Below are 12,786 nucleotides of genomic sequence, written 5' to 3'. Positions count from 1 at the left end.
GTCGGGGGATCCCCTCCGGGCCACCAGGGGCATCTCGGGGGACGGAGACAGCCTAAGAATGCATGATTATGCAGGCCAAGCGGCCGATATTGCGCGTTGGCGCGGGTCTGTTGCGAGTCTTACCCGGTGATGGGCGATCCGTTGCGTGCGGTGGGCACGGCGGTGTCGACCAGCCGCGACAGCACGATCGAACTCTTCGTCCGCACCACGAACGGCATGGCCGCGATGCGCTCGATGACCCGCTCCACGTGGCCCACGTCGGTCGCACGGATATGCAGGAGGGCGTCGGCCTCGCCGGTGATCGTGGCTGCCGCCACGACCTCGGGAAACCGTGCCACGGCCAGTGCGATGTCGGAGGGTTTCGTCTTGCCCTGGCAGAAGAGCTCCACGTACGCCTCGGTCGTCCATCCCAGTGCCTGCGGAGCCACCACGGCGCTGAAGCCCGTGATCGTCCCCGCCTCACGCAACCGATCCACGCGCCGCTTCACCGCCGACGCCGACAGACCCACTTGCTGGCCTATTTCCGCATATGTCGCCCGGGCGTCCTCCATGAGCGCCCCGATGATGTCGCGGTCCAGCCGATCCAGTTCCACGCGACCTGTATACAGGCTCGCCACCCGCCCGGACCCGTCCGCACCCCCCGCATTCCAGGAACGCTCCCACCTCCTGTCCTCCACGGCCGTCATGATCACGAATCCGTTTCGAGGGAGAAGACGCTTTCGGGATGGGTTGGGCGATTAGTGTGGAGATTCCAGGGACACTCGGGAGACGCGGATGGCGTTCTTGGCGCGGCTGTTCAAGCGGAGCACAGGGCTGGACCAAGAGCGGGACGACGCTCACCAGCAGGGTGTGCGCGACGCCCGCCAGCACGCGCTGCACGAGTTCACCGACCCCGACTGTCAGCCCGCCTACCTGGGCGAGGTCCGGGCCATGGCGCGCGAGCGGATCGCCCGGCTGGACCGCGAACTGGCCGAGGTGCGGACCGCCCTGTTGCGGGATGCGGGCGAGGCGCGGCAGGCCGTACTGCGGATGACGGTGGACTCTCCCCGGCTCGCGTCGCCCAACGGGACGCACGCCGCCAACGGCCGGGGCGACGACGAGTTCATCACGATCGCCGAGGCAAGGCGGCGGCGGGCGGAGCGGCGGCGGGCCGCCGAGGTCAAGGACTCCGCCGAGCGGGTGTTCGGGGCGCGGGCCCAGCTGGAACGGCTGGCGCGCGAGTGGGACGGCGCGGTGCTGCGGCGCAACCACGACGTGGAGCAGGTGCACGCGTGGGCCCAGCGGATGATCGCGGCCTACCGGAGCGGGGTCATGCGGGCCCATCCACGGCGCGAGGAGATCCCGCCGCTGTGGAAGGGCGAGGTGATCGCCATGGACACCGCCGCCCCGGTCGCCGGGAGCGAGGAGATGGGCGGGCTGCTGGAGGAGGTGGAGCGGCGGGTGGAGCTCTGGCAGGCCGAGGTGCACGGGCGGCGCGAGCTGCCCACCCCTCGGGCCCCCGAACTCGCCGGGCCGCCGAAAGCCGTACCGGAGAAAGAGGTTGTCCAGGACGAAAAGGCCTTATCTGACGAGAAGGGGGACGTGTGAGGCGGCTGGCGGGGGTCGTGGTCGTCGTGCTGGTCGGCGCGGGGGTGAGCGGGTGCGGGACGGACGCGCGCGCCCTATGCGGGACGATCGTGGACTCCACCTCCTACGCCGAGCCCGCCACCTCCAGGAGCGACGTGTCGGCCAAGCTGCCGGAGTTCACCGGCGGCTGCGACTGGATGGGCTTCGCCGCCGTCACCGGCGCCTCGGAGAGCAGCACGTGCCGCGAGACCCCGGTCAAGATCGCCGCGTCGCGGCAGGAGAACCCGAACGACAACCCGGTGGTAGGCGAGCGCATCAGGAAGCACCGTCTGGGCCAGGTGCTGCCGAAGGCGCTCAAGCTGTTCGACTGCCCGGAGGAGGGCAAGGGCTCGGACGTGATCGGCGCGCTGCGCTACCTGGTCAAGCAGATGAACGCGCAGCGCATGCCGGACAGCGCGCACCGGATCGCCGTCTTCAGCGACCTGATCAACAACCGCGGCGACCTCGACGTCAACAAGCTCGACCTGAGCGACGCGGGCAGGAAGCGCAAGATCGAGGAGCTGCGCCAGGCCCGCCTGCTGCCCGACCTGACCGGGTACGAGGTGGTGGTGCATGGTTTCCTGCGCGCCAAGACCTCGAACCCGGACCGGTTCCCGCTGCTGGAGACCTTCTGGCGGGAGGCGTTCGAGGCCTCCGGCGCCGTCTCCTCCGACCTGCTCTAGTCCAGGACGTCCGCGCGCAGTTGCGGGAAGACCTTGGAGACCTTGCCGAGCAGGTAATCGCCGTAGGTCCCGGTGAAGGCCCGCAGATCCTGCCCGTCCCACCGAGCCCGCCCGCCTTCGCTGTACGGCAGCGGCGGCACCTCGCTGTCCCACCCGGGATCGAAGAAGAAGGGGAAGCTGAGCCGCTCGTTCCCGCTCAAATTGCGCACCCGGTGCGGCGTCGAGCGGTAGAGGCCGCCGGTGAGCTTGTCCAGCATGTCCCCGATGTTGCACACGAACGTGCCCGGCACCGGCGGCGCGGAGATCCAGCCGCCGGGCGTGTGGACCTGGAGCCCGCCGTTGGCGTCCTGGAGCAGCAGCGTGAGCAGCCCGTAGTCGGTGTGCTCGCCGACGCCCCATCCGTCCGTGTCCGGCTCCGACGGCGGGTAGTGGAAGATCCGGAACAGCACGGTCGGGTCGGCGGTGTACCCGGCGCTGAAGTAGTCGCCGGGCAGGCCCAGGCTGAGCGCGATGCCCCGCATGACGGCCTGGCCGAGCCCGGTCATCGCCTCGATGTAGGCGAGCACCGCCGCACGCAGGGCCGGGACCTGGTCGGGGAACAGGTTCGGTCCGTGCAGGGGGATCCGGCTCGGCGGCCGCTCGGCGCCGAAGTAGACGCCTTCCTTGAGGTCGGGGCGGCCCGAGGTGAGCTCGCCGCCGACCGGGAAGAAGCCGCGCCAGGCCCGGCCGCCGCGCTCCATGGAGATCTCGTTCTTGACCTCCGTCGGCAGCTCGAAGAACGCGCGCGCCGCCGCGTCCAGCCGCTCGATCAGCGCGGGCGGCACGCCGTGCCCCGTGACGTAGAAGAAGCCGCTGGTACGGCAGGCCGCCCCGATCTGGTCGGGGACGTCGCCGGCCGTACCGGAGAGGAGGGGCGCGATATCGATAACCGGCAATTCGCTCACGCCAGCCATTCTCCGTGAATTTCGGCGATTAGCATCGAAGCAGAAGCTGGAGGGGCGATGCGTTTACGCAAACGGCACAAGGACCTTCCCGACGAGCCCTCGCAGGTCGCACGGATCACCCCCGCGATCGCCTATGACGGGGACCTGTACCACCTGCCCGACTGGCGGCGGCGCCGCGCCGAGGAACGCGAGCTGGGCCGGAGCCACGCCGCCGAAGGGCAGATCGACACGCTCACGCTGGAGACCGGCAGCGTCCCGCGCTTCCACGAGCTGGAGGACGAACGGCTGGCCGAGCTGGCCCGCGTCGAGGAGTGCGCCGAGCGCGAGGCGCAGCAGGCCAGGGCCGAGTTCGAGGCGCAGAAGATCAGGCTGGCCGAGTCGCAGCGCACCTTCTCCGACCTGCGCAAGACGCTCGACGAGTCCCAGCGCCACGTCGCCGAGCTGGAACAGCCCAGCAGACGCCCCGGCGACGGACGCCCCAGCTCGATCGCGCTGTCGGGCAGCCGCTGGCCGGCGATCCGGCGCTGGCTGCCCGGCGCGCTCCTGCTGCTGCTCCTGCTGATCGTCGAGGTGCCCATCCTCTACCAGGTCATCCTGAACTGGGGCGACAGCGTCGCCATGACCGCCCTCCTCGCCACCGGCGCCGCGCTGATCATGCTGGTCGCGCCGCACATGTACGGCAGGGCGTTCCGCGCCTGGCAGGAGAACGGCAGCCCGGCCCGCGGACGCTGGCTGCTGGCCGCCGTGGCGCTGGTGTGGCTCGGCCTGATCGTCGCCGTGGCCGTCCTGCGCCGCGACGCCCTGGTCAAGCCGCTGGTCGTGGACGGCCAGGAGATCGGCCCCACCTCCCAGGGCGTCGGCGAACTACCCACGATGGTGTTGCTGCTCGCGCTGCTGATCGCCACCGCGCTCATCGCCGCCGACCTCGGCCGCCGCATGCACAACCCCAACGACCGGCGGCTGCGCGAACTGCGCGCCAAACGCGACCACGACGCCGCGGCCTGCGCACGCGCCCAGGCCGCCTACCAGCACGGCGCCGGGTACGCCGAGAGCATCGGCCAGCACCTCCAGGGCGCCGACCGGCGGCGGGCCGGCCGCGTCCGCCAGCTCGACAACGGCTTCCACAGCCTGGCCACGGCCTACCTGGGCGGCGTGGTGGAGGGCCTGAAGGATCCGGAGGCGGCCAGCTGGGCCGAGCGCATCATCGCCCGCCGCTGACCGTGCTCCCCCTGACCATCAGGTGGACGGGCAGGACGCTCGGCGCGACGGGCTGACCGTCCAGCGCGGACAGCAGCGATCTGGCCAGGGCCAGCGCCAGTTCGGTCACCGGGACGGCCACGGTCGTGAGCGCGGGCAGCGTGTGCCGCCCGGCCTCGCCGTCCCCGAACCCGGCCACCGCGAGGTCCTCGGGAACCCGCAGGCCCGCCGCCCGCGCCGCCCCGAGCACCTCCAGCGCCAGCGGGTCGGTCACGGCGAACACCGCGTCGGTGCGTCCTGTGAGCAGGCTCCCGGCGTCGTCGGAGACCTCGGCCCTCGGGAACACCTCCAGGAAGCCGCGCGCCCGCTCCCCGGCCGCCGCGCCCGGACCGGTCAGGACAGCGGGGCGGGTGCGGCCGAGCTCGCGCAAGTGGCGGGCCACCGCCGCACCGCCGCCCGCCTCGTCCACGGCCACCACCGGGCCGCCGAGCAGCACCAGCGGCACGTCCGTCTTGGCCAGCCGCTCCGCCAGCGGGTCCTGACGGTCGGGCGGCAGCAGGATCATGCCGTCCACGTGCCGTCCCTCCGCCTCGGCAAGGACGCGGCGATGGCTCCGCTCGGAGTCGGCCAGCATGAGCCGCACCTGGTGGCCGCTCGCCTCCAGGACGCTGGTCGCGTACTGGACCACCGCCGAGACCAGGGCGGCGTTGTCGTGGCGCGGCCCGGACAGCACCAGCGCCACCGTGCCGGTGCGCCGCGTGACCAGGCTGCGGGCCGCCTGGTTCGGCACGTAGCCGAGCTCCTCGACCGCCGCCTGGACCCTGGCCCTGACCTCCGGCCGGACGGACGCCTCGCCGTTCACCACGCGTGAGACCGTCGCCCTGGAGACTCCGGCGCGCGCCGCCACGGTCTCCAGCGTCGGCCGGGGCGCGGCGGGCAGGCCGTTGCGCGCGATCACCTCGCGGAACCAGCGCGCGCTGTCCCGCTCGGTCCGCCGCTGGGTGGCGAAGTCGACGTGGACCAGGCCGAACTTGCGCCGGTAGCCGTCGGCCCACTCGAAGTTGTCCATCAGCGTCCAGGCGAGGAAGCCGCGCAGCCGTACCCCGTCGGAGATCGCGGCGTGGGCGGCGCGCACGTGCGCCTGGATGAACGCGACCCGGTCGGCGTCGTGCGCGCCGTCGCCGAAGTCCGCCCCGTTCTCGGTGACCATGAGGTCGAGCCCGGGATGGTCGGCGGCCAGCCTGCGCAGCAGGACGGTCAGCCCGCTCGGCACGATCGGCCAGCCCATCGCCGTGGCCGGGCCGGGCGTGGCGGCGAACAGCACGCCCTCGCTGCCCGGGAAGGCGGGCTCGCCGGGCTGGCTGGGCTGCGCCTGGACGACGTGTGGCGCGTAGTAGTTGACGCCGAGCACGTCGATCGGGCGCGCGATGAGGTCGAGGTCGCCGTCGCGCACGTGATCGAGGCCGGCATGGCGCTCCACCACCTCCAGCAGTTCCGGCGGGTAGGAGCCGCGCAGCATCGGGTCCAGGAACTGGCGGTTGAGCAGCGCGTCGATCCTGGACACCGCGCCGGCGTCCTCGGGCGTCAGCTCCTGGTCCTGGTCGCCGAGCTGGCCCGGGGTGAGCACGGGCGACAGGTTGAGCGCCACGCCGATCCGCCGCGCGCCCGCTTCCCGCAGCGCCCCGGCGGCCAGCCCGTGGGCCAGCAGCATGTGGTGCGCGCTCCTGAACGCCTCGGCCGCCGAGCGCCGCCCCGGCGCGTGCGTGCCGGCCGCGTAGCCGAGGAAGGCGGCCACCCACGGCTCGTTGATCGTGAACCAGGTGTCGACCCGGCCACCGAGCCGCTCGTGCACGGCCGCCGCGTAGTCGGCGAAGCGCTCGGCGGTGTCGCGGCTCGGCCAGCCGCCCCGGTCCTCCAGCGCCTGGGGGAGGTCCCAGTGGTAGAGGGTGGCGTACGGGGCGATGCCCTGGCCGAGCAGCTCGTCGGTCAGCCGTTCGTAGAAGTCGAGCCCGGCCGCGTTGACCTTGCCCGCCCCGTCCGGCATCACCCTGGACCAGCTCACCGAGAACCGGTAGGCCCGCACCCCGAGCCCCTTCATCAGCCCGACGTCCTCGACGTGGCGGTGGTAGTGGTCGCACGCCTGGTCGCCGGTGCCGCCGTCGGCGATCCGGCCGGGGGCGTGGGAGAAGGTGTCCCAGATCGACGGCCCCCTGCCGTCCTCGGCCGCCGCGCCCTCGATCTGATAGGCCGACGTGGAGACGCCCCACACGAAGCCATCGGGAAATCGCATGACCTCATTGTGCCGAGACTGTCGGAGGCGGCGGTTACGGTGTCGGCCATGAGCGACAGCGACACCCCTTGGGAACCACCCCTCGCCGGTTCCGAGACCGAGCACCTGATCGGCGCGCTCGACCGGCTGCGCGCGACGTTCCGGTGGAAGGCCGACGACCTTGACGCCGACCAGCTGCGGACCAGGATCGGCGCGTCCGACCTGACCATGGGCGGTCTGCTCAAGCATCTGGCCCTCGTCGAGGACCACATGTTCACGGCCAAGCTGAGGGGCGAGCCCGTCGGCCCGCCGTGGGACACCATCGACCGCAGCGGCGGCGAATGGCAGTTCGCCACCACCGGTCACACCCCCGAGCAGCTCTACACCCTGTGGGACGGCGCGGTGGAGCGTTCCCGCACGCGGCTCGGCGCGGCCCTGGCCGACGGCGGCCTCGACCAGCTCGCGCACATCAGCGACCCCGACGGCAACCACGCCAGCCTGCGCAGGCTGGTCTGCGACCTCATCGAGGAATACGGCAGGCACACCGGGCACGCCGACCTGCTGCGCGAGTCCATCGACGGCCGGGTCGGCGAGGATCCCCCGCCCGGCTGGCTGCCGAAGTCGGGCTGACGCCGCGTACCATCGCGGTGACCCGCCGTCGCCACGTGTCGAATCGAGACTGAGATGTCCGGTAGCTCGCACGCGATCGACCTGATCCACACCCGCCAGGACTTCGCCCGCGAGCTGACCGCGTTGCGCGAGCGCGCCGGCCTCACCGTCCGCCAGGTGGCCGCGGCGACGGGGGTGCACGGCGCGCACAGCACGGTCGGCGACTGGTTCGCCGGCCGGGGGCTGCCCGCGACGGGCTCGCGCGACCTGCTCGACCGCGTCCTGCGGGCGTGCGGGGTCGACGAGGCCGCCGAGCTGGAGCGCTGGGTGGAAGCCTGGCGGCGGGTACGCCGCGCCCCCGGCCCCAGGCCGGCCGGGCCGGAACCCTACCGGGGGCTGGCCGGATTCCAGGTCGAGGACGCCGAGTGGTTCTTCGGCCGCCGGGCGCTGACCGAGGAGCTGGTGGAGCGCGTCACCCGAGCGCCCGGCCTCCACCTGGTGGTGGGCGCGTCGGGCTCGGGCAAGTCCTCGCTGCTGCGCGCCGGGCTGATCCCCGCGCTGGGCGAGCGGCCCGCGCTGCTGTTCACACCCAGCACCCGCCCGCCCGGCGAGCTGACCGCGTTCGTGGTCGTGGACCAGTTCGAGGAGGTCTTCACCACGAGCTCGCCCGGCGAGGCGCTCATCGCCGAGCTGGCCGAGGCGGCGGACGGCGGCGCGACGGTCGTCCTGGGCCTGCGCGCCGACTTCTACGCCCACGCCCTGCGCCACCCGCCGCTGCTGGCCGCGGCCAGGGACGGCCAGTTCGCGGTGGGCCCGATGAGCGAGCCGGAGCTGCGCGAGGCCATCGTCGAACCGGCCCGCAAGGCCCGCGTGGAGCTGGGGGAGGGGTTGGTCGACCTCCTGCTGCGCGAGGTGGCCCCGCGCGCGGGCGCCCACGAGGCCGGGGTGCTGCCGCTGTTGTCGCACGCCCTTTACGCCACCTGGAGGCAGGGCGGCGGACGGCGCCTGACCATCGCCGACTACCGGGCGGTGGGCGGCATCGAGGGCGCGGTCGCGGCCAGCGCCACCCAGGTCTACACCTCGCTCAGCGGGCCGCAGCAGGAGCTGGCCAGGCGGCTGTTCGTCGACCTGGTGCACGTGGCGGCCGACACCGCCGACACCCGGCGGCGGGTGGCCACCGAGCGGTTACCCGAGGAGGTGCTCGACCGGTTCGTGGCGCAGCGGCTGATCACCGCCGACACCGACGCGGTGGAGATCAGCCACGAGGCGCTGCTGACCGCCTGGCCGCTGCTGCGGCAGTGGCTGGAGGAGGACCGGGCCGGGCTGGTGATCCGCCGGCAGCTCGCCGACGCGGCGGCCGCCTGGGAACGTGAGCACCGCGACCCCGCGCTGCTCTACCGAGGCGCCCGGCTGGCCGCCGCCCGCGAGCTGGCCACGACCCAGCCGGCGGACCGCGCGTTCCTGGACGCCTCGGTCGCCCGCGAGGCCGGTGAGCTGGCCGCCGCCCGCCGCCGGACCCGGCGGCTCTACCAGCTCGTCGCGGGGCTGGCGGCGATGCTGCTGCTCACCGTCGTGGCGACCGTGGTCAGCGTCCGCAGCCTGGAGACCGTCAGCGACCAGCGCAACCAGGCGTTGTCCGGCAAGGCGGCCAACGAGGCGGTCGCGTTGCGCGGCACCAATCCCGCGCTGGCCGCGCAGATCGGCCTGGCCGCCTACCGGCTGGCGCCCACGGCCGAGGCCCGGGGGGCGTTGCTCAGCACGTTCGCGACGCCGTACTCGACGCGGATCACCGGGCACACCGGGGCGGTCTACGCGGCAGAGTTCACCCCGGACGGGCGGCTGCTCGCCACCACCGGCACGGACGGCACGGTCCGGTTGTGGGACGTCGGCGCGAGGCACGCGCCCCGGCCGCTGGCCGTGCTGCCGGGCTCCGGCGGCCTGCTCGGCGCGGCGATCCGCGGCGACGGGCGGCTGCTGGCCACCGCGGGGCAGGACGGCACCGCGCGGCTGTGGGATCTCGCCGACCCGGCCCGCCCGGCCGCCCGGGCCACGCTCAGGGGGCACGAGGGCGAGATCCGGCGGGTGGCGTTCAGCCCGGACGGGCGGATACTGGCCTCGGCCGGCGCCGACCGCACCGTCCGGCTCTGGGACGTCACGACGCCGGCCCAGGCCCGGCAGCTGTCGGCGCTGGGCGGGCACGGCGACGGCGTCTCGGCGGCGGTGTTCGCCCCCGGCGGGCGCACCCTCGCCACCACCAGCGGGGACACGACCGTGCGCCTGTGGGACGTCGCCGACCCGCGTAAGCCGCGGCAGATGGCCCAGGTCCGGCACATCGACCGGGTGCTCGCCGCCGCCTACAGCCCGGACGGCCGCACGCTGGCGACCGGGGGCTTCGACAACACGCTGCGGCTGTGGGACGTACGCGACCCCGCGCGGCCGGTCGCCCTCGCGGCCCTGGCCGGGCACGTCAACGGCATCGTCGCGGTGGCCTTCAGCCCCGACGGGCGGACCGTCGCGACGGGCAGCTACGACCTGACCGTGCGCCTGTGGGACATCGCCGAGCCCCGCTTCGCCGCCGTCCCGCTCACGCTGACCGGGCACACCGACACCGTCTACGCGGTCGCCTTCAGCCCCGACGGCCGCACGCTGGCCAGCGGCGGCCGCGACACCACGGCCCGGCTGTGGGAGGTCAAGGGCCCGGTCCTGTACGGCCACAGCGGCCCGATCCACTCCGCGGTGCCCGGCGCGGGCGGGCGGCTGCTCGTGGCCAACAGCTACCGCCGCGCGCACCTGTGGGACCTGTCCGACCCCGGCCGGCCCGCGCCGCTGGCGACGCTGAAGGAGCACACCGACAACGTCCTGACGGCCGCCTTCACCCCGGACGGCGCCCGGCTGGTCACCGTCTCCCTCGACCGCACCGCCCGCCTGTGGGACGTGCGCGACCCCCGCCGCCCGGTTCGGCTGGGCATGGTGAGCGCGCCGGCCAACCCGTTCACGCTGGCGCTGCGGCCCGACGCCCGGCTTGTGGCGGTGGGCGAGGACGGCGGCGTCGTACGCGTGTGGGACCTGTCCGACCCGCGCGCGCCCGTCGAGGTCCGCGTCCTGCGCGCGCACACCGACCGGGTGCTCGGCCTGGCCTTCAGATCCGACGGACGGGTGCTGGCCAGCGCGAGCGCCGACCGCACGGTCCGGCTGTGGGACCTGTCCGATCCGCGGCGCCCGGTCGCGCTGTCGACGATCAGCGCGCACGCCAACTCCGTGGCGGCCGTCGCGTTCGCCCCCTCGGGCGGCGTGCTGGCCAGCGCGGGCTACGACCACACCGCCCGCCTCTGGGACCTGTCCGACCCGCGCGGCCCGCGCCCGCTGTCGGTCCTGACGGGACACAGCAACAGCGTCAACGGGCTCGCCTTCAGCCCCGACGGCCGCACGCTCGTCACTGCGGGCTTCGACGGTACGGCCCGCGTCTGGGACATCACGCGCCCCCGCAGCCCCGGCCCGCCTGTGCCGCTGGTGGGCCACACCGACCGGGTGAACTCGGTCGCCTTCGGCCCCGGCGGCGCGACCCTGGTCACCGGCAGCAGCGACAGCACGGCCAGGCTGTGGGACATGGACCCGGAACGTGTCGCGCGGCGGCTGTGCGCGCTGGCCACGCCACGGATCACCGCCGCCGAGTGGCAGCGCCACTTCCCCGGTCTGGCTTTCGAGCCGCCCTGCGGCTAGGGCTGGAGATCATGTCTGATTTTGACAACCATTTTCATTTTGCCGCATAATGACTCACATGATGTCAGGACATTTCCGGGTGCGCGCTGTGGGTTTGCTCGCGGGCGCCGGACTCCTCGCCACCGCCGCCTGCGGTTCGGGCACCGCCGAGACCGCCTCCGCCGGCGACAAGCCGCGCGTGGTCACGGCCTTCTATCCCCTGCAGTGGCTGGCCGAGCGCGTCGGCGGAGCTGACATCGACGTGTCCGTGCTCACCGCCCCCGGCGTCGAGCCGCACGACCTCGAACTCGGCGCCCAGCAGATCGCCGACCTGCAGGACGCCACCCTGTCCGTCTACATCAAGGGCGTCCAGCCGGCCGTGGACGACGCGCTCGGGCAGCAGGGCGACCGGGCCTTCGACGCGGCCACCGCCGTCAAGACGCTGCCCGCCGCCGAGCACGCAGGCGAAGAAGAGGCACACGAGCACGAGGTCTCCTACGACCCGCACCTGTGGCTGGACCCCTCCAGGCTCGCCACCGTCGCGGGCAAACTCGGCGAGCGCATGGCCCAGGCCGATCCGGCGCACGGCCAGGCGTACCAGGACCGCGCGGCCAAGACGGCCGCCGACCTCGCCGCGCTCGACCAGGAGATGACCAAGGGCCTGACCAACTGCACCAGCAAGACCATGGTGACCAGCCACGAGGCGTTCGGCTACCTCGCCGACCGCTACAAGCTCAAGCAGATCGGCATCACCCTCGACCCCGAGAGCGAGCCCTCGCCCGCCCGCATCGCCGAGGTCGCCAAGCTCGCCAACGCCGAGAAGGTCACCACCATCTTCACCGAGGCCCTGGTCAGCCCGAAGGTCGCCGAAGTGCTCGCCCAGGAGGTCCACGCCAAGACCGCGGTACTCGACCCGCTGGAAGGCAAACCCGCCAGTGGTGACTACATCACCCAGATGCGGCAGAACCTCAAGACACTCCAGACCGCCCTGGGCTGCGCATGAACACCGTCTTCCAGATGACCGGCGGCCAGGTCACCCTCGACCGCCGCCCGATTCTGCGCGGCGTCGACCTCACCGTCTGCCCCGGCGAGGTCGTCGCCATCATGGGCGCCAACGGCTCCGGCAAGTCCACGCTGGTGCGCGCCCTGCTCGGCCTCACCCCGCTCTCGGGCGGCCAGACTCTCCTGTACGGCGTGCCGCCCGGCAGATTCCGCGACTGGCGGCGCATCGGCTACGTCCCCCAGCGCCTGGCCGTCGGCGGCGGCGTGCCCGCGACCGTCCGGGAGATCGTCGCCTCCGGGCGCATCGCCAGGCAGAGCAGGCTCCGCCGTACCAGCAAGGAAGACCACGCGGCGGTGGCGCGCGCGCTCGCGGCGGTCGACCTGACCGAGCGGGCAGGCGACCCCGTGCAGTCGCTGTCCGGCGGGCAGCAGCAGCGGGTGCTCATCGCGCGGGCGCTGGCCGGCGAGCCGGACACGTTCGTCATGGACGAGCCCACCGCCGGCGTCGACGCCGACAGCCAGCGACTGCTCGCCGGGACGCTCACCACGCTCGTGCGCGAAGGCCGCACCGTCGTGCTCGTCGCCCACGAGCTCGGCCCACTCGAACCCGTCATCTCCCGCGGCGTCGTCGTCCGCGCCGGCCGCATCGAACACGACGGCCGGCCGCCGCAGCCCGAAGGAGAATGCGCCAAACCCGGACACGAGCACGTCCACCCGCACGCCGAGGAAGCCGTCACCGGCCCGCTGACCGACCTCCGCGTCAAACCGTAGCCGCCCA

Annotated in this window: 10 protein-coding genes; 7 read left to right on the top strand and 3 right to left on the bottom strand. The window is 73.4% G+C overall.

All coding sequences use genetic code 11. The features are described from left to right. Positions 1-119 precede the first annotated feature (119 nt). Positions 120-593: an Lrp/AsnC family transcriptional regulator gene (locus tag HNR40_RS28140; RefSeq protein ID WP_184966517.1), complete on the bottom strand. Its 474-nt coding sequence runs from the start codon at positions 591-593 to the stop codon at positions 120-122. Positions 594-774: 181 nt separating this feature from the next. Here HNR40_RS28140 and HNR40_RS28135 point away from each other — a divergent pair, with 181 nt between their 5' ends. Continuing rightward, positions 775-1,587, top strand: a complete 813-nt coding sequence (locus tag HNR40_RS28135) for a hypothetical protein (protein WP_184966516.1) — start codon at positions 775-777, stop codon at positions 1,585-1,587. Further along, entirely contained in the window at positions 1,584-2,288 is a 705-nt protein-coding gene (locus HNR40_RS28130; protein ID WP_184966514.1) for a hypothetical protein, read from the top strand. Before HNR40_RS28135 ends, HNR40_RS28130 begins: the two co-directional genes overlap by 4 nt. Here the strand turns inward: HNR40_RS28130 and HNR40_RS28125 are convergent. Next, the gene (locus HNR40_RS28125; RefSeq protein ID WP_221340941.1) at positions 2,285-3,232 is read right to left on the bottom strand and encodes an isopenicillin N synthase family dioxygenase; all 948 of its coding nucleotides are present in this window, start codon (positions 3,230-3,232) and stop codon (positions 2,285-2,287) included. The two genes, HNR40_RS28130 and HNR40_RS28125, sit on opposite strands and share 4 nt — an antisense overlap. 57 nt (positions 3,233-3,289) lie before the next feature. On the opposite strand from HNR40_RS28125, the gene HNR40_RS28120 reads away from it, so the two are divergent. Continuing rightward, positions 3,290-4,450, top strand: a complete 1,161-nt coding sequence (locus HNR40_RS28120; RefSeq protein ID WP_184966510.1) for a hypothetical protein — start codon at positions 3,290-3,292, stop codon at positions 4,448-4,450. On the opposite strand, the gene HNR40_RS57395 is transcribed toward HNR40_RS28120, so the two are convergent. After that, positions 4,434-6,719: a GH1 family beta-glucosidase gene (locus HNR40_RS57395; protein ID WP_184966509.1), complete on the bottom strand. Its 2,286-nt coding sequence runs from the start codon at positions 6,717-6,719 to the stop codon at positions 4,434-4,436. The two genes, HNR40_RS28120 and HNR40_RS57395, sit on opposite strands and share 17 nt — an antisense overlap. 48 nt (positions 6,720-6,767) lie before the next feature. On the opposite strand from HNR40_RS57395, the gene HNR40_RS28110 reads away from it, so the two are divergent. From HNR40_RS28110 to HNR40_RS28095, 4 genes are read left to right on the top strand one after another with little or no spacing between them, the layout of a single operon-like run. Then, the gene (locus HNR40_RS28110; RefSeq protein WP_184966508.1) at positions 6,768-7,328 is read left to right on the top strand and encodes a mycothiol transferase; all 561 of its coding nucleotides are present in this window, start codon (positions 6,768-6,770) and stop codon (positions 7,326-7,328) included. 54 nt (positions 7,329-7,382) lie between these two features. Further along, complete coding sequence (locus HNR40_RS28105) at positions 7,383-11,027, top strand: nSTAND1 domain-containing NTPase (RefSeq protein ID WP_184966507.1); 3,645 nt, start codon at positions 7,383-7,385, stop codon at positions 11,025-11,027. A gap of 58 nt (positions 11,028-11,085) precedes the next feature. After that, positions 11,086-12,009: a metal ABC transporter substrate-binding protein gene (locus tag HNR40_RS28100; RefSeq protein ID WP_184966506.1), complete on the top strand. Its 924-nt coding sequence runs from the start codon at positions 11,086-11,088 to the stop codon at positions 12,007-12,009. Beyond that, positions 12,006-12,779 (top strand): metal ABC transporter ATP-binding protein, encoded by a 774-nt coding sequence (locus HNR40_RS28095; RefSeq protein WP_184966505.1) that lies wholly within the window; start codon positions 12,006-12,008, stop codon positions 12,777-12,779. The genes HNR40_RS28100 and HNR40_RS28095 overlap by 4 nt, the downstream gene beginning before the upstream one ends. The last annotated feature ends 7 nt before the right edge of the window (positions 12,780-12,786 follow it).

The sequence above is a fragment of the Nonomuraea endophytica genome (assembly GCF_014203235.1).
GTDB lineage: Bacteria > Actinomycetota > Actinomycetes > Streptosporangiales > Streptosporangiaceae > Nonomuraea > Nonomuraea endophytica.
This window is presented reverse-complemented; position numbering and strand designations above follow the sequence as displayed.